The following is a 17,876-nucleotide window of genomic DNA, read 5'->3' as shown; positions in this document are numbered from 1 at the left end:
TTCTAGTGTCGGGCACCTCTTCCCATTCGTTCCTTTGCTGCCATCACGTTCTTGCCGAAAGCAATTGTTGGGTTGGAGCACATCAACGATTATGGTGGATAAAAGCGGAAACACGGTTTCTTAGCCGATCTTCGGGGTAGCTGGCTTGGTTAAATTCTGCAATAATCGATGGGAGTGGCCCGCTGAATACAGAGAGTGGATTCAACAGGATGGTCGAGATAGAGGAAGGACCCGCTGGATCGCATCATCGGAAACATAGCAATAACTCGGGCTGCAGGGCGATACAACCCTTTTCCAATCAACTGGGTTACACCGCCTTCGGGTTGATGTTCCTGTTCGAACGGAACACGTTGTCCGGGTCGTACATCGTCTTTGCCTCGGCGAGACGGGCGAAGTTGTCGCCGTAGGTCGCCCGGAGGCGCTCCTCGTCGTCGTCGGCGGTCTGGAAGTTAACGTAGTTCCCACCGGTCGAGAAGGGACGAATCTTTGCCCACGCATCTCGAACCCAGTGGCGGAACTGCTCTTCGTTTGGCTCGTCGGGTTCCCATTTGCCCGAGACACCGTAGATGAAGCGGATGTCGCGGTTGCCGACCGCACCCTCGTCGTCATCGTACTCGTTGAGGGCTCCTTCGACGTGGGCAATGACGAGCTGCGCACCCGGAATGGGACACTCTGCGGCCAGGTCCCGCATGGTTGAGCGGAGGTCATCGCTCAACTCTGCGGCAAACTCCGTCTTCCAGTAATAGTGCATCCCTTTCGGGTTGGTCGCGTCGAGGAGCGACTGCAACTGGGTGTAGGGGCGCTTTTGTAGCAGGTCCACGACGGGATCGCCCAGTTTCCGAATAGGGGCGAGCGCCTCTTCAACCTCGTTCAGATCGCCGCTGTAGCAGACCGTCATGGTACAGATCCGCATTCCGTGAGCCTCTTCGGGCACAAATGGTGCCGGCGGTGCCCGCATAAGGATCAGAAACACGGTGAGCTCCCTGGGCGCTGCAGTGGTTATCTCTCTGTAGACTTCGAGGATTTCATCTGCCCGTTCGAAGGGCCAGGCGATAAGCCCGCCGTAGACAGTGGGGCCGACCTCATGCAGGCTGTAGGTGAACGACGTGACGACACCAAAGTTGTGCCCGGCCCCTCGAATTGCCCAGAAGAGTTCGGCGTTCTGCTCGCGGTTGACGCGGTGAACTTTCCCATCGGCGGTGACGATTTCGACTTCAAGCAGGTTATCGACTGTCCACCCAAACCGACGGGTCAAGTAGCCGAACCCCCCACCGAGGGTCAAGCCGGCGAGTCCAGTCTCAGAAACAAAGCCCAGCGGAGTGGCCAGACCGTGGAGTTGGGTCTCCCGATCGACATCGCCGAGCAGGCACCCAGCCTGCGCCGTTACAGTTCTCGCCTCGGAATCAACGAGGACCCCGCGTAGTCGGGACATGTCGATAGTCAGACCATCGTCAGCTAGAGCCGTCCCGGCGATATTGTGACCGCCACCCTTTGTCGAGAGCAGGAGTTCGTGATCTCGAGCGAAGTTCACCGCGGCCACGACGTCGGCCGTGCCCGTCGGTTGAACCACGAGTGCCGGGGTCTTGTCGATCATGCCGTTCCACAGGCGCGTCGCTTCCTCGAATCCATCGTCCGACGGAGTGAGAAGTGAACCACGAAGCTGCTGCTCGAACGTCTCGAGTGTCTCTTCAGACAACGTCGTCATCGGCCCATCTCGGGTGGCGATTGTGGTATTGGTCATCGGTGCTCCGGTGGCACCGACTCAATGCCGAGTTGTCGCAGTAGTCCGAACGTGTCGGGCTGTACCCACCGTTCGGCGACCATCCCGTCGTCGAGACGGGTGAACACCGCATTCTCGACCTCGAATTTTCGCCCGGTCGGCTCGGATCCCAGAAACTCCCCCTCGTGAGTCCCCTTGAGCGTCACCCGCATGGCAACCATGTCTCCTTCGGCGATGATTTCCTTGACAGTCGCCGAGAAATCCGGGAACGCGACGAGAAGGCCTTCCATGCTCTTTCGGATTGCCGTCCGCCCACTGTGGTCACCGAACGGGTCGTGTTCGACGGCATCCACTGCATATACTTCTTCGATCAAATCGAGGTCGCCGCCCGTAGCTAGTTCTTCTGGAATGCGGCGGGCGATCCGCTTGTTCTGCTCGATACGTTGGTTTGTAGCTGCCATTATGGTCCACCATTAATAATTAAGAAGCGTATCGAGATGAGCATATCTGCTTGATGCGCGCTCTCCGCCGATCGATAGTTGCTCAATAGGTGGTGATTCAGAACCGATCTCGTGACCGATACGCGCCCTATATTCAGTACGACAGCCGAAATCCATCACTGCTTGGTGGCTTCACTGATCCCGCTGTCACCACTCGTAAATTGGATCTATGTGAGATCTGCACTGTGTCTCAGCACAGGCCCTCAGAACTATCACCGGTTGGGAGTCCCAACGAGATCAAAACTACTGCGTGGCTGAGGCCGCCGTCGCATCCACGAGCGCGTACTCCCTATCGCGACTCGTGCCCTCGGCCTTCACTAGGTTGTACTGGGTCATCTTCCAGAGGTACGTCCGGATCGTCCGCTGGGTCCGCGGATCGTCGACCCGGTCGCTGTAGTGGTCGTGAATCTCGCTCGGCCCGTGGGGGGCCGTGCTCGCGGACGACGTCGTAGACGACCTGCTGGTGGGGCGTCAGCGCGTCGAGGTTCTTCTGTTTGATCTGCGCCCGGGCGTCCGAGGCAGCATCGAGCAGGAGTTCATCGGTGATCTTTTCGCGGTTCTCCCGGTCGGCCTTGCTCGCGGCCGTGCGGAGGATACCGATCGCGAGCCGGGCGTCGCCGGCGGCGGCGTCGGCGATCCGGTGAAGCTGGTCGGCCTCGATGGTGTTGGGGTCCAGCCCCCACTTCGCTCGCGCGGCGAGGATATCGCGCAGTTGCTCGTCGTGGTAGCTGTCCATCCGGACGTGTTCACTCGACCGCAGGCGGCTGACAAGCCGTTCGTCGATGCGGTCGAACAGTTGCTCTTCCGTGTTGGCGATACAGATGAGCGCGAACTGCGGGAGGCTGTGCAGGTCGTAGATGACCGCGGGGTTTTCGAGCTGGTCGACTTCGTCGAGGATGACGACGCGTCGCGGCCCATCGTAGCTCTGGAGACGGTCGACGAGTTCGTCGTGGGGAGTGGACTGGCGGTGGATGTCGAGCGTCTCGCCGAGGTCGTCGAGGATCTGATACAGGGCGCGATAGCGGGTGTAGTTGCGCCAGCAGTTGACGTACGTCGACTCGACGTCGAGGACTTCCTCGCGGAGGCGCTCGGCGACGAACTTCGAGATACAGGTCTTGCCCGCGCCACTGGGGCCGGTCACGAGCGCCGTGTTCGCCGGCTCGTCGTTCGTGACCGGTTCGAGCACGCTGGAGAGGTGATTGACCTCGGCGTTGCGATGCTCAACCTCTCGCGGGACGAACCGGGCGCGCAACACGCGAGCATCGCGGATCATTCTGGTACAGTGATTCCGGCTTTGACTACAAAAACATATGCGGGGCGTTTCCGGGAAAGGGTGAGAGTGGGATATCTGGGTCAGCAATAGGGTCCATTCTGTGCCGTTTTCGAATGGCTACGGTCGGTGTTTCCCGAAAACCAGTCTTGGCTGTAGCCGATTTCCGGGAACGTGTCGGGTGGCGCTCGCGTGTGTTCTGTTTGCGCCCCTGAGGGGTGGGGCGCGTCCTGCCGGAGGCGCCTTCCGTCCAACGGAGTCGCTATTCATGGAGACAACTGAGTCATCGGTCTCCTTCGACGAGACCGACACACGACGCGATGAGATGCACAGCACGATCGACGCCTGGATCGACGACCTCGTCACGGCCGTCGACGAAGCCAAGGTGAGCGACGAGTTTCAGGAGTGGCTCGACGTCCAGAGTCGCTTCCACGACTACTCCTACCGGAACACGCTTCTCATCAACCGCCAGTGTCCCGAGACGAGCCGGGTTGCGGGCTACCGGACGTGGCAGGAGGAGTTCGACCGGCACGTCCAAGAGGGCGAGTCAGCCATCTGGATCTGGGCGCCGATCATCACGAACCAGTGCCCGAAGTGCGAGAATTCGCCGAGCTACCACGAGAACAGTAACTGTGAGTACGACGAGACGCCGCCCGAGGAGTGGTCCGAGGGCCTTGTCGGGTTCAAGCCCGCGCCGATGTTCGACATCTCCCAGACCGAAGGCGAGCCACTTCCCGACCTGGACGCGGAAGCGACCAGGGACGCTGACGACCTCGTCGAACAGCTGATTGCCGCCGCTGAAGAGTTCGGCGTGACGGTGCGAATCGTTCCAGCCGAGGAGTGGACCCACGGCGAGGCGAAGGGCATCTGCGAGCAGCTGAGTCTCTTCGACGCCCAGCCGCTCGTCGAGGTACGTGATCGAGAGAACGAGGCCGACCTCGCGCGGACGCTGATTCACGAGTACGCGCACGCCCTCCTCCACTTCGACGTCGACGACGATACCGAGCGGGCGAAATGCGAAGTCGAGGCCGAAGCCGTCGCGTACGTCGTCGGGCGCTACTTTGGGCTCGACATGAGCGGGTCAGTGTTCTACCTGGCCGCGTGGGAGTCGGATAATCCGGACGTTGTTCGAGAGCGGCTTGGCCGGGTCAGTACCACAGCCGAAAAGATCATCGAGGTACTGGACGGCTGAACGAAGATCATTAGAAGTCAGAGTCGAGACGTTGCTGCTGGTCGCGAAGAAAATTCACGACAGTATCGATATCCTGCTTCGGGATGGTCTGTTGTTCGAACACGCCTTTGAACGCATCTTCGAAGCCGTCGGCGGTGAGCCGTTCGAGGACCGTATCGATCCGCCCGGCAAGTTTCTCCAGATCGCCGCGCTGGAGATGGGTTGCAATCCGATCAAAATCCGCATCGGCAGCAAGCACCACCAAATCTCAGGAATCCGCCTTCCGACCGCTGCGGAGTTTCACGGCAAACAGCAGTTCTCGCTCCGGAATCTTCGCTGTTACCGGGTGGCCAGTTCGGAGCTCCGCCGTAACGGAATGCTGTGCCAGATAGCGGTACGACCACTCGGCTTCCGTCTGGCGACACCCCAACGCATCGACCATCGCGTCGAACCGAACGAGATTGCCGATATCTTTCTCGAACCGGATGGTACGGCCTTCGTAGCGGTCATTCCGTTCGATGTCGGCAATTTTCTCATAGTCGCGGTCAGCGAGAAGTGCAGTGTAGTCGTCGATCGCCTGCCCGGGAATGACGACATCGACATCCGTCGTGAACCGCTGGTTGAACGTTGCGATCGCCCATCCGCCAACCAGAACGTACGGTCACTCAGCGTCGATGACTGCGTCCAACGTTTCCAGTAGCTCGGCTTCGCGTTCGCCAAGACTCATGGTTAAAGACGTGGATCGTCGTGGGAAGCATCGATCTCTCGATCGTACTCCTCGGCGAACATCTCCAACGCTGGCTCGTAGTTCACTCGGTATTCCAACATATGCTCGATTGCCTCGTCCAACGAAATGACCGGATTGCCGTCGACCCACTCGCGAGTGATGCTCCCATTCGTCGGGAACAACACGTACGAGACGGTCGCATCGTAGTCAGTCGCATCCGGCCGCTCTTCGATCCGGCTCGGAATCGCGAACTCATCAAAGAACGCCGTCCACTGTTCGACGTGTTGGTCGTCGACCTGGATGAAGATCGGATAGTCGTCGTGGCCACGGGCGATCTGATAACCGCCATGCGTCCAGACGTAGACGCTATCGATCTTCGTATACGCGAAGGGCATCCCGGCGAAGTGGGGAATGACGTACCCCTCATCGATCGACGGAGCCACTGATCGAGAGATGGCCGCGACCATCTCGTAGTAGCGGTCTCAAACGGTGTAATCCTCAATATAGACGCCATCATCGCGACGGATGAAGCTTGCGTCCTCCAACCGCTCGATCCAGTCGTAAACCCATGAATAGGAGCCGTCGATCTTCTGGGCGATCCACCGGATCGAGTCGCCCGGCCGAACCGCCAACATGATTTTCGCTGCCGTTTCGTCGACGTACTCCATCATCGCTAGTTATCGGTATCGTATCTAACGATATCAGTATTGTCCCGGAAATTTCGGTTCTAGTTATCACAGTACAGATAGGGGATTCTTAGACCGGTACTTAGGCTCGACATGACACTCAGGACAACCGCATCTCGTAATCAAGGGTAAGCTTCGCGTGTTTGAAAACGCGTTTGCCATGGAGGCTTTGTTCGACGTCGAAGCCGGTGACGACGGCACGGCCAGTCAGGACACGAACGTCGGCTACTCTCTCCGCGGCACCGACGCCGCCGCGTTCAGCATCGACGGGAACACCGGGGATCTTTCTCTCGACGCCCCGCAGGACTTCGAGGTTCGAACACAAGATGAATTCCCAGAACGGCCAGTATCACGCTTCTACTGACGGGTGGCTTCCCGACCGCGTTTTCATGCTTCACCCCCGTGGGAGCGACGCATGGGACCTTCCTTTTCGCGCACTCGAAACCACTATTTCCGGAGCACTCGCGCAGATATGGGACACAGCACACCCCCGTATTGTGTCTCTCGCTGCGCTGGAGACTCCGTCGACAGGTGGACGTGGATCTGCATGTTCTACAGCCGTCTGAACACTACCACCCCGCCGCGATGTGCGAAAGCCCCATTATCGGCGATTCGCTCGTTCCCGGTTTAGTAGTTAGAGGATCCATACGAGGGGGCGAGCGGCGACCGGACCGCCGTCCGCCACGCGTGCGGAGCGAAGAGGGTCTGTTTCGGTGGGCGGGCGTTCCACGGCGTGGAGAGCGTTCTCACCGGCATCTATATATCGAGCTTTTGGTATAGTTTTGGCATGCAAGATTGTAGCCGCTCGTCAGCGTCTGGACGCGGCCGCGTACAGTCGGCGGTGCGGGGCGCTCACGCCGAGGTGCGGTCACCGTGAGACGAGCGCGTGGCGGTCAGCCCAAGACGCGACGGACCGGGGACGAGGACGCGAGGCGAGACGACGTCGGACCGCGCGTGAGGGTGGTTGCTTGAGCGCCGACGGGGTGGACAGACTGCGCGCGCTGGTGGTGTCGACGCTGCTGCTGTGTTCGATAGTCGCCGGTGTCTCGGTACTTACGGACGCGGGAACGGCCGCGACGGCCGACGCGTCGGTGAGCTATTCGAATCCGACCGTCGAGCAGTCGTCGCTGTTCGAGGGGAGCGCGGTTGAGACGACGGTCACGATCCAGAACGGTGGCGGCGGGGAAGGGACGTACAACGTGTCCGTGTCGGTCGACGGTACCGTCCGGCAGTGGGCCAACGGCACCGTCGCGGACGGGGCGACGAAGACGGTCAGCGTCGACGAGTCGCTGTGGACCGTCGGCGACCGGACGGTGACGGTTGCGGGTGGGAGCGCGAGCGCGACCGAGACGGTGACCGTCCAGGAGGCGATGGCGACGTACCACGGGGGTCCGGGGAACCTCGGTCACTATCCGGGCCAGACGGGGCCGACGAGCGAGCCCATCCCGGCGTGGGACATCTCGGAGGGCACGCCGCAGGTGATGCAGTCGATCGTCGTGGACGGGACGCTCTACACGGCCTTCCACGACGGCGGCAAGCTGTACGCGCTCGACCCCGAGGACGGCTCGGTGCTGTGGAGCGCGACGCCCGGCGGTCAAAGTGGATCGACCTGGACGACGCCCGCCTACGCCAACGGTGTCCTCTACCTCGGCAGTAACGACTACAAACTCCACGCGATCGACGCGACCAACGGGAACGAGATCTGGAGCTACGACACGGCGACCAATGTCCGGTCCGCCCCGGCCGTCGTGGACGGCGTGGTCTACTTCGGGAGCAACGGAGGGAACATGACGGCGGTCGACGCCGCGACCGGCGAGGAGATCTGGCAGTACACCGAGGAGTGGCAGGGCCTCGTCGAATCGAACCCCGCAGTCGTCGACGGCGTGGTCTACTTCGGGAGCGATTCGGACAACGTCACCGCCCTCGACGCCGAAACCGGGGCGAAACTCTGGAACTTCCAGGCGGCCGACGAGATCCAGTCCGACCCCACGGTCGTCGGCGACACGGTGTACATCGGGACCGACTCGGCGTCGTGGGAGACGGGCGGTGACGGCACGATCTACGCGCTCGAAACCGCCGATGGGTCCGTGCGCTGGAGTCACACGATGACGGGCGACGTAGACGGCGGCCTCGTCTACGCCGACGGGATGGTCTACGGCGGGAGTCGCGGGGGCGACTTCGTCGCGCTGGACGCCGCCGACGGGTCCGTAGAGTGGACGCGGACGGGGACCGACTTCCGCGGCGCACCGGTCGTCGCGGGCGGCGTCGTCTACGTCTCGGACTTCGGCGACGGGAGCGTCCGCGCCTTCGACGCCGACACCGGCACCCAGCAGTGGGTGTACGACTCGCCGGAGGGGAATCTCTACCCGACGCCGCTCGTCTGGAACGGCTACGTCTACTACGGATCCGGGAGCCACCTCTACGCCGTCAAACAGCCGGCACCGGCGATCTCGAACGTCGCCGTCACCAACCCGTCGGGCCAGGACATCGCGGTCAGTTTCGACTCCGATACGCAACTCGCTACTATCTCGGTGTCCGTCTCCGGTGCCGAGGACGCGACGCTGACCGACTTCACCGAGACGGGCGGGCCCGGCAGCTACACGTACACCGCGACGTACGCCGGATCGAGCGACGGAACCTACACCGCGACGGTCGACACCGCCGAAGACGCCGAGGGCACCGACGGTGCCGACGGCGAGTCCGCCAGCGTCACCGTCGACACGACGCCGCCGGCCGCCCCGTCGACGCCGGACCTCGCCCCCAGCAGCGACACCGGCGCGTCGAGTTCGGACGGCGTGACGAGCGACACGACGCCGGAGATTACGGGAACAACAGAGGCGGATGCGACTGTCGAGGTGATCTCTGACTTGGACGGCTCGCTCGGGACGGTCACCGCAGACGCGAACGGCGACTGGTCGTTCACCCCGGGCTCTGCCCTCGCGGACGGCACCCACAGCCTCACGGCGACGGCAACCGACGCCGCCGGAAACACCGGGCCCGCCTCAACCGCTCTCGGCGTCACGGTCGATACGACCGGGCCGGACGCGCCGTCGACGCCCGATCTCGATCCCGAGAGTGACACCGGCGACTCCGATTCTGACGATCTCACGAGCGACGCGACACCAACTCTCTCGGGAACCGCCGAAGCCGGGGCGGTCGTCGAAGTGGTCTCCGATATAGATGGATCGCTCGGGACGACGACGGCGGACGCGGACGGCGACTGGTCGTTCACCCCCGGCTCCGCCCTCGCGGACGGGGCCCACAGCCTCACGGCGACGGCGACCGACGCCGCCGGAAACACCGGTCCCGCCTCGGCTGGCGTGACGGTTACGCTGGACACGACCGCACCGGCGGCACCGTCGACGCCCGATCTCGACCCCGATAGCGACACCGGCGAGTCCAGTACCGACGACCTGACGAGCGACGTGTCGCCCACCCTCTCGGGAACAGCCCCGGCCGACGCGGAGGTCACCATCGTCTCCGATCTGGACGGCTCGCTCGGGACGGTCACCGCCGACGGCGACGGCGACTGGTCGTTCACCCCCGGCTCCGCCCTCTCGGACGGCAGCCACAGTCTCACGGCACAGACAACCGACGACGCCGGGAACGCCGGCACTTCGGCCGCCCTCGTCGTCACTGTCGACGCGAGCGCGCCAGCTCCTCCCTCGGCGCTCGACCTCGCGGCCGGGAGCGATACGGGCTCGTCGGACGCCGACGAGGTGACCTGCGACGCGACGCCCACACTCTCCGGGACCACCGAGGCCGACTCGGTCGTCACGTTGGTCTCCGACCTGGACGGCTCGCTCGGGACGGTCACCGCAGACGCGAACGGCGACTGGTCGTTCACCCCCAGCAGCCCACTCTCGGAGGACGTTCACAGCATCGCGGTGACGGCGACGGACGCCGCCGGGAACACCGGCAGCGCCGCCACTCTGACCGTGACGGTCGATACGACCGCACCGGGCACGCCGTCGACGCCCGATCTCGACCCCGAGAGCGACCTGGGTGACTCCGATTCGGACGACCTGACGAGCGACACCACCCCGACGCTCACGGGGACCACCGAGACCGAGGCGGTCGTCGAAGTGGTCTCCGATATAGATGGATCGCTCGGGACGACGACGGCGAACGCGAACGGCGACTGGTCGCTCACCCCCGGTACCGCGCTCTCAGAGGGCGACCACCGACTGACCGCGTCGGCGACCGACGCCGCCGGAAACGCCGGTCCCGTCTCGGCCGCGCTGACCGTGACAGTCGACACGACGCCGCCGGACGCACCGTCGACGCCCGATCTCGATCCCGGAAGCGATCTGGGCGAGTCCGATTCGGACAACCTCACGAGCGACGCGACGCCCACCCTCTCGGGAACCGGCGAAGCCGGGGCGACCGTCGAAGTGGTCTCCGATGTAGATGGATCGCTCGGGACGACGACGGCGGACGCGGACGGCGACTGGTCGCTCACCCCCAGCTCCGCCCTCGCCGATGGCACCCACAGCCTCACGGCGAAACTGGTCGACGCGGCCGGGAACACCGGCGTCGCTTCGGCGAGTCTCCCCGTCACCGTCGACGCGGTCGCGCCGGACGCCACCGCCAGCGGCGATCTGAGCGTCGAGATAGACAGCGCGGCGTCGTTCGACGCCGCGCAAACGACGGACGACGTCGGCGTCGAGACCATCGAGTGGGACTTCGGCGACGGGACGACCGCGACCGGGACCGCAGTCGAGCACGCTTTCGCCGACCCCGGCACGTACACGGTGAGACTCACGGCGAGAGACGCCGCCGGCAACGCGGACACAGACACGCTGACGGTCACCGTGACAGCCGCCAGTGCCGACGGCGAGAGCGGCGGAACAGGCGGCAGTACCCGCGACAGCGACGACGGCGACGGCGTGATCACCGCTACCGCGTCCGGACAGGGAGCCGCCGCGAACACGTCAGTCGACGCCGGCGAATCGGTTCGGGTCGACTTCGGCACGCACGTCCGAAACGACTCCACGGGCATCGAGGTCATCGGGGTCGACCTCACCTTCGAGAGAGGCGCGGGCTCCGTCACCGTCGCGGCCGCGCCGGGAGACGGGCGTCCGCCCGACGCCGATGCGCTCGGAGTCGACGGCACGGACGCGCTGACGTACGTCGAACTGACGGTGACGAACGAGACGGGCAGCGCGAGCGATTCGCTGTCGGACGCCACGGTCCAGTTCAGCGTCCCCGCCGCCATGCTCAACGAGCGCGAACTCGACGCCGCCGCGATAACGCTCTACCGCTTCGACGACGACACCGAGTCCTGGGAGATGCTCCCGACTTCTCTGGTCGGGACGGCCGACGGGCGGTTCGTCTACGACGCCACGGCGCCCGGATTCTCGACGTTCGCCGTCGCGACGGCGAGACCTGACGACACCGCGTCGACTACGGTCCCGTCACCGACGCCAGCCCCGACGGCCACGCCGACCGCGACGCCGACAGCGACCGGGATGGCGACCCCTACAGTCGCCTCACCGTCGGCGACTGCGACGTCCGGATCGCCGTCCGCGACGTCCGTGTCGACCGACGCGTCGGAGCTCGAACCGACCGACGCCGGGGAGACGACGAGCGGCGACGGCCCCGGGTTCGGCGTCGCCGCGACGCTCGTGGCGCTGTGGTCGATTGCGCTTCGCCGGCGAATCCGCGAATAGCCAGCAGACGCGAATCCCGATGTACCGCACGGGTACGTGGATCGGCCGCGAGCGGTGACCAGACTGGAGACGGTCACGCGAGCGTCTTCGACTGCGGCGTGTCGAGAGACTCCGAATCGCGCTTGTACCGCCGATACAGCGTTTCCGCCCACGCGCGGGCGTCGGGGTCGTCGGTCGTGACGGACGCGACCGGCAGATTCGTCTCCTCGTCGAAGGCGGCGACGACGACCACCTCGTCGATGATGCCCATCGTGAAGGGGAGGTCGGGGTTGACGTACAGCGAGGGGCCCTCGGCGCTGGCGATCGTCTCGAAGGCTTCCTCCGAGGCGTTTCGGTCGGCTTCGAGCGCCAGCGGCGTACAGATAGCTTCGAAGTCGACGTCGTTTCTGGCGTGTTCGAGTCCCTGTTCGGTCACCGCCGGGGGACAGCCGGCGACGACCAGGCTCCGCGAGCGCTCGAACGACTCGAAGTGGTCGAGCCACGCTTCGATGGGTTCGTGCGGGTTCCGCGGCGTCGCGACCGAGAGGTCGGCGTCGGCGAAGCGGTGGACGTTCCGCGTGAGTTCCGGCGCGGACAGCTCCGCGAGCAGCGGTTCCAACCGGTCGACGGCTGCCAGCGAGCGCTCGAACTGACGGGCGGCGTCGAGAGCCGCACGCCCGGCCCCGGTCGTCCGGTAGCCCGCGGGCGTCTGTTCGAGGAGTCCGTCGTCGGTGAGCGCCGTCGTCCGGCGATATGCCGTCGCGCGCGAGATGTCGAGTTCGTCCTGGAGCGTCGCCCGGTCGACCGCGCTGTCACGGGCCGCCTCCAGCAGCGGGGCGCGGTCCAGCACCCGATGTACGTCAGTCTCTCGGTGATCCATGCCGCGACCACGGGCTTATTAATGGTAAGTGTTCCGCCAGGATTCTCACGCCGTGAGACGGCGTCTCAGCCCGTAATTATAACGCTGCACTGACCAACTGCACGAATTGTGATACTGCTAGGTGGGGCCGTCGTCGTCGACGACGGTCGAGAGTGTGGGAGCGGTGGAGAGATCGTATGATGGGAACGACAGGGAAACTGCGGGCGCTCCTGCTGGCGACGCTGGTGTCGTGCTCGCTGCTCGCGGGCGTCACGGCGATCTCGGGGACGACAGCGGCGGCCGGCAACGCCGCACCGAACTGTGGCAGCGTCAGCTACAGTGGGGACGGGTCGTCCGGGAACCCGTATCAGGTCGCCAGCGTGGATCAACTCCAGTGTCTCGAGAGCCAGGGGCTCGACAGCGACTACGAACTCACCGCCGACATCGACGCGAGCGGGACGACAACCTGGAACGGCGGCAGCGGGTTCGACCCGATCGGGGACAAGAACAACGAATTCACCGGGATCATCGACGGCAACGGCTACACGATCACCGGACTCACCATCGACCGAGCGGGGACGTACTCCGTCGGCTTGGTCAGTGAGGTCGGTCCGGGGGGAACGATCACGGGGGTCGGCCTCGAAGGCGGGTCCGTCACCGGCGCGAGACGGACCGGACAGCTCGCCGGGTTCAACGACGGGACGGTCGAGGACTCCCACGCCACCGGTGAAGTCACCGGGACCGAGCGGGTGGGCGGCCTGATCGGTCGTAACGACGGGACGGTTCGTCGCTCCTACGCGAGCGGGGAGCGCACTCGTGGTACCGATTGGGTCGGCGGACTGGTCGGGTTCAACCGGGGGACGATCGATCGCTCCTTCGCTGCGAGATCCGTCGTCGGAGAAGGGGGCGGTTTCGATGGCGCGTCTGCCGGCGGACTCGTCGGCGCCGTCTCCACGGGAACGATAGCGGATTCCTACGCCACTGGCACGGTAACTGCAAGCTGGTTCGTCGGTGGACTGCTCGGGTCGTACCAGGCGGACGACGGGGGGACGACTCGGCGCTCCTACGCCACTGGAGCCCTCAGTATCGCCGACGAGAGCCAGGGGATCGGTGGAATCGTCGGTGGTTCCGCTGTTAGTGATACCACCGTGGAAAACGCCTACTGGGACGTGGGAACGACGGATGAGGCGAGCGTCAGTGGGCAGTCGATCGAAACGGTAACCGGCGTCAACGGCTTCGGAGCGACGGCGGACACCTCCCCCGCTCCCGAGATGCAGGGGGCGAGCGCGGAGACGAACATGCCCGCCCTCGACTTCGCGAGCACGTGGGAGACGGTCGAGAGCGGGGACGCTGACGCGGCGATGGACGGCTATCCGATACTGCGGGGACTCGACCGGACTGTACAGCTTCGAGCGCAGGGCAACACGCTGGACACTGCACCGACGGCGACGGACTGTGCCGACCTCTCGTGGACGACACAGCAGATCTCGGGCGAGACGTACGACGAGGTCGACAGTCTGTACAAACTCCAGTGCATCGAGAACCAGGGACTGGGGAACAACTACGTCTTGACCCAGGACGTCGACGCGAGTCCGACGGCCGACTGGAACGGCGACGGCGAGAACGCGAACGGGTTCGACCCGATCGGGGATGGCACCCGATTCACTGGGACGTTCGACGGCAACGGATACACCATCTCGGGACTGACTATCGATCGAGGAGAGACGGACAACGTCGGGCTGTTCAGTGAGGTTGGGTCGGGGGGAACGATCACGAACGTCACGCTCGAGGGCGACGTCACCGGAGACTACCGGGTTGGACAGTTAGTCGGCCTCAATTACGGGACGATCGAAGATTCTGCTGTCACAGGACCCACCGACGGGTACAGGAACGTTGGCGGACTGGTCGGCCGGAACGATGGCGCGATTCGTCGCTCCTCGGCCACTGGGCAAAGTACCAGTGAGAGCATGGCTGCTGGCGGGCTAGTCGGCCAAAGCTTCGGGACTATCGACCGTTCCTACGCCACTGGAGACGTCGACGCGGACTGGCTCGCTGGCGGGTTGGTCGGCCACAACGAGGGGATGGTAGCGGATTCCTACGCCACCGGAACGGTCACTGCAGCGTACACTGCCGGTGGGCTGGTCGGGAAGAACACCGGTGCGGATGCTAGTGGTATTGGTCTCGGGACAGTCAGGCGCTCCTACGCCACCGGGGCCGTCACTGCCAGTGAAAGTGACGCGGAGGCCGGTGGGTTGGCTGGTCGCAACGAGCGACCGGACGGCGACGGCACTATCGAGAACTCCTACTGGGACGTGGGAACAACAGGTCAGGACCGCGCAGGCGGAGACGGTGGTATCCTGACGGACAACGCGGGTTTCGGTTCGGTGAGCGATAGCGTCCCGGCGACAGCGGCCACGGGTGATTCCGTCTACGACAGTATGCCCGCGTTGGATTTCGACTCGACGTGGACGGTCACCAGCAGCTATCCACGGCTCCAGTGGGAAGGCGCCGACACGCTCACCGTCGAGTCGCTCGGTGCCACCACGGCGTCAGTCGGCGAGGCCGGAAGCGGGACCATCACGGTGACCGCGACAGACAGCACGGACAGTCCCGCTGAAGCGGTGACCATCGAGGTGACGAACGCCGACGGGCTCTCTGGACTCTCCGACGAGGCAGTCACCGACGCGAACGGCCAGGCCACGTTCGCGTTCACCGAAGAAGTGACGGGTAGCTACGGTCCGGAGTTCGCCTGGAAGTACGACCACGAAGTCGGGACGGCCGTCACCAGTACGGCGAGCGTGAGCGTCCAGAGTGACCCGGCCGTCGATTCCATCACCCGGGCTAGTCCGAGTGACGAGACGACGAACGCCGAGAGTGTCGTCTTCGAGGTCACGTTCTCCGAACCGGTCGAAAACGTCGGGAGGGACGATTTCCTTACGACCGGCTCCGCGTCGGGAACGGTCGACAGTGTCAGTATCGCCAGCGGATCGACGATCACGGTCACGGTAGCGTCCGTCTCGGGCGACGGCTCGCTGGGACTTGATCTCGCCAGCAGTGGCGACATCACCGACTCGAACGGCAACATGCTGTCCACGAGCGAACCCGGAACCGACGAGACGTACACCGTCGACAACACCGCACCGGGATTCGGGAGCAGTTACTCGGCGACCGTTGACGAGGGCACGACCGGAACCGTCCTCGACGTCGATGCCGGTGACGACGGCACGGCCAGTCCGGACGCGAACGTCGGTTACTCGCTCGGCGGCACCGACGCCGCCGCGTTCAGCATCGACGGGAACACCGGGGAGCTTTCGCTCGACGCCCCGCAGGACTTCGAGAGTCCGGGCGACAGCAACGCGGACGGGACGTACGAACTGACCGTCATCGTGACCGACGACGTGGGCAACAGCGACCGGCAGAGCGTCGCCGTCACCATCGGCGACGTCGACGAGACGCCGTCGTTCACCTCGGACACCTCGGCCAGCGTCGTCGAGAGCGCGGCCCAGAGTACGCTCGTCCAGGACGTAGACGCCACCGTCGGTGGCGCCACCGACGAGGGTGTGAACTATTCGATCGTCGGTGGGAACGTCGACGTGGCGGGCGACGGCGGCGGCGCGTTCGTTATTGACAGTTCGACGGGTGAGATCACTATCGACGACCTCGCCGACATTGACGGCTCGACCAAGAGCAGTTTCTCGCTCGACGTTACGGCCAGTGAGGGCACCGCAACGGAGACACAGACAGTCACCGTGGGCGTCACCGACGACGTCTCACCGACGGTCTCCTCGTTCGACGTTTCGAATCCCACTGGCCGGGACGTACGGATCTCGTTCGAGTCCGACGAGCGACTGTCGACGATCGCGGTCGATATCAGCGGTGCGGAGTCGGCGACGCTCTCGACGAGTGACTTCACCGAATCCGGCAACGGACCGTACACGTATACGGTGACCTACAGCGGGAGTAGCGACGGCACCTACGACGTGGCGCTTTCCACCGCCGAGGACGCCGCCAGCAACGACGGAAGCGGCCCCGTCGACTCGGAAGCACTGACCATCGACAGCACAGCCCCCGTGGTCAGCGGCGTCACGCTCGCCGACGCAACCGACGGCGACGGCACCGTCACGGCGGGCGACACGGTCGAGATCACTGCGACGACGAAAGATGCCACCGCCGTGACGGTCACCGCCGACGCCAGCGCGTTCGACGCGGGGACGGTCACGCTTGAAGACGATGGCCCGAACTCGGCGTCCGGCGACGACCGGTACAGCGCCGCTGTCACCGTCGGCGGCGCGGCCACCGACGGCGACCAGTCGGTGACCGTGAGCGGGACCGACGTGGCCGGGAACGGCGGGAGTCAGGCGGTCGGGTCGAGCACGTTGACCGTCACCATGATCGTCACGGAGACACCCGACGACGACAGCAGTGGGAGCAACGGAAGCGGTGGAGCCGACGACAGCGACGACGACGGAACCGTCACCGCCACCGCCGATGGCGATGGCGCCACGGCGACCACAGTAGCCGACGCCGGCGAGACCGTCAGCGTCGACTTCGACGGCCTCGTCCGGAACGACACCGCCGGCATCGGCATCGGACGGGTTGACCTCGACTTCGAAGAGGCCGTCGACACCCTCACCGTCGAGGGCCGCCCGATCGACGGGCGCTCGTCCGCCGCCGCCGCGCTCCGAACCGACGGCACGAACCCGCTGACGTACGTCGAACTGTCGGTGACCGACGAGGGAGCCGATGCGAGCGACGCGCTGGAGTCGGCCACCGTCCAGTTCAGCGTCTCGGCGAGCATGCTCAACGACCGCGATGTCGCCGCCGCCGCGGTCACACTCTACCGATTCGACGATGAAACCGACTCCTGGGAGGCGCTTCCGACCGACCTGGTTGAGGCCGCAGGCGGCCGGTTCGTCTACGACGCGACCACGACCGAGTTCTCGACGTTCGCCGTCGCAACGGGGAGACCCGATGCCGCACCGTCGACTGCGACGGCGACGCCGGTTTCGACGGCGACGCCGGTCTCGACGGCCGCGCCGACCGCGACGCCGACAACAACCGGGACGACGGCCGTCACACCCACAACGACGGCGTCCCCTGGAGTGACTACCACGTTCTCCACGGCCACCGCCGCCGCGGCACCGTCCGCGTCGACTGGCAAGGGCTCTGATGTGCCAGCCGACGAATCGGGAACGACGAGCGGCGACGGCCCCGGGTTCGGCGTCGCCGCGACGCTCACCGCGCTGTCCTGGCTAGCGCTTCGTCGCCGACGAACCCGCGAATAGTTGGTCG

General features: G+C 64.8%; 8 protein-coding genes and 2 pseudogenes. 5 read left to right on the top strand and 5 right to left on the bottom strand.

Translation table 11 applies throughout. The features are described 5' to 3' along the window. Window positions 1–307: 307 nt before the first annotated feature. The 3 genes and pseudogenes from ACMGFH_RS22405 to ACMGFH_RS22395 form a co-directional block, all read right to left on the bottom strand. Window positions 308–1,705 carry an FAD-binding oxidoreductase gene (locus tag ACMGFH_RS22405; RefSeq protein WP_415383351.1) on the bottom strand — a complete coding sequence of 466 codons (1,398 nt, stop codon included), beginning with the start codon at window positions 1,703–1,705 and terminating at the stop codon, window positions 308–310. Between the two features lie 32 nt (window positions 1,706–1,737). Continuing rightward, window positions 1,738–2,181, bottom strand: coding sequence for an ester cyclase (locus ACMGFH_RS22400; protein WP_415383349.1), 444 nt, complete (start codon window positions 2,179–2,181; stop codon window positions 1,738–1,740). A gap of 282 nt (window positions 2,182–2,463) precedes the next feature. Then, window positions 2,464–3,493 (bottom strand): annotated as a pseudogene (locus ACMGFH_RS22395) (Cdc6/Cdc18 family protein). A 265-nt stretch (window positions 3,494–3,758) separates the two neighbouring features. On the opposite strand from ACMGFH_RS22395, the gene ACMGFH_RS22390 reads away from it, so the two are divergent. Next, window positions 3,759–4,682, top strand: coding sequence for a DUF955 domain-containing protein (locus ACMGFH_RS22390; protein ID WP_415383348.1), 924 nt, complete (start codon window positions 3,759–3,761; stop codon window positions 4,680–4,682). 31 nt (window positions 4,683–4,713) lie between these two features. Next, window positions 4,714–5,361, top strand: coding sequence for a hypothetical protein (locus tag ACMGFH_RS22385; RefSeq protein WP_415383347.1), 648 nt, complete (start codon window positions 4,714–4,716; stop codon window positions 5,359–5,361). 29 nt (window positions 5,362–5,390) lie between these two features. Here the strand turns inward: ACMGFH_RS22385 and ACMGFH_RS22380 are convergent. Then, window positions 5,391–6,056, bottom strand: a pseudogene (locus ACMGFH_RS22380) (helix-turn-helix domain-containing protein). 178 nt (window positions 6,057–6,234) lie between these two features. On the opposite strand from ACMGFH_RS22380, the gene ACMGFH_RS22375 reads away from it, so the two are divergent. Then, window positions 6,235–6,438 (top strand): hypothetical protein, encoded by a 204-nt coding sequence (locus tag ACMGFH_RS22375; protein WP_415383346.1) that lies wholly within the window; start codon window positions 6,235–6,237, stop codon window positions 6,436–6,438. A 604-nt stretch (window positions 6,439–7,042) separates the two neighbouring features. Further along, window positions 7,043–11,746 (top strand): Ig-like domain-containing protein, encoded by a 4,704-nt coding sequence (locus tag ACMGFH_RS22370; RefSeq protein ID WP_415383345.1) that lies wholly within the window; start codon window positions 7,043–7,045, stop codon window positions 11,744–11,746. 73 nt (window positions 11,747–11,819) lie between these two features. Here ACMGFH_RS22370 and ACMGFH_RS22365 read toward each other — a convergent pair whose 3' ends face one another. After that, entirely contained in the window at window positions 11,820–12,605 is a 786-nt protein-coding gene (locus ACMGFH_RS22365; protein ID WP_415383344.1) for a helix-turn-helix transcriptional regulator, read from the bottom strand. A gap of 176 nt (window positions 12,606–12,781) precedes the next feature. Here ACMGFH_RS22365 and ACMGFH_RS22360 point away from each other — a divergent pair, with 176 nt between their 5' ends. Continuing rightward, a complete protein-coding gene (locus ACMGFH_RS22360; RefSeq protein WP_415383343.1) occupies window positions 12,782–17,869 on the top strand; it encodes a beta strand repeat-containing protein in 5,088 nt (1,695 codons plus the stop codon). Window positions 17,870–17,876: the final 7 nt, after the last annotated feature.

It is taken from the genome of Halosimplex rarum (assembly GCF_047715405.1).
Taxonomy (GTDB): Archaea; Halobacteriota; Halobacteria; order Halobacteriales; family Haloarculaceae; genus Halosimplex; species Halosimplex rarum.
This window is presented reverse-complemented; position numbering and strand designations above follow the sequence as displayed.

Bases quoted from the DNA above. Each gene is read 5' to 3' on its own strand.
- ACMGFH_RS22405 (WP_415383351.1), bottom strand. From the start codon at position 1,705: ATGACGACGTTGTCTGAAGAGACACTCGAGACGTTCGAGCAGCAGCTT.
- ACMGFH_RS22400 (WP_415383349.1), bottom strand. From the start codon at position 2,181: ATGGCAGCTACAAACCAACGTATCGAGCAGAACAAGCGGATCGCCCGC.
- ACMGFH_RS22390 (WP_415383348.1), top strand. From the start codon at position 3,759: ATGGAGACAACTGAGTCATCGGTCTCCTTCGACGAGACCGACACACGA.
- ACMGFH_RS22375 (WP_415383346.1), top strand. From the start codon at position 6,235: ATGGAGGCTTTGTTCGACGTCGAAGCCGGTGACGACGGCACGGCCAGT.
- ACMGFH_RS22365 (WP_415383344.1), bottom strand. From the start codon at position 12,605: ATGGATCACCGAGAGACTGACGTACATCGGGTGCTGGACCGCGCCCCG.
- ACMGFH_RS22360 (WP_415383343.1), top strand. From the start codon at position 12,782: ATGATGGGAACGACAGGGAAACTGCGGGCGCTCCTGCTGGCGACGCTG.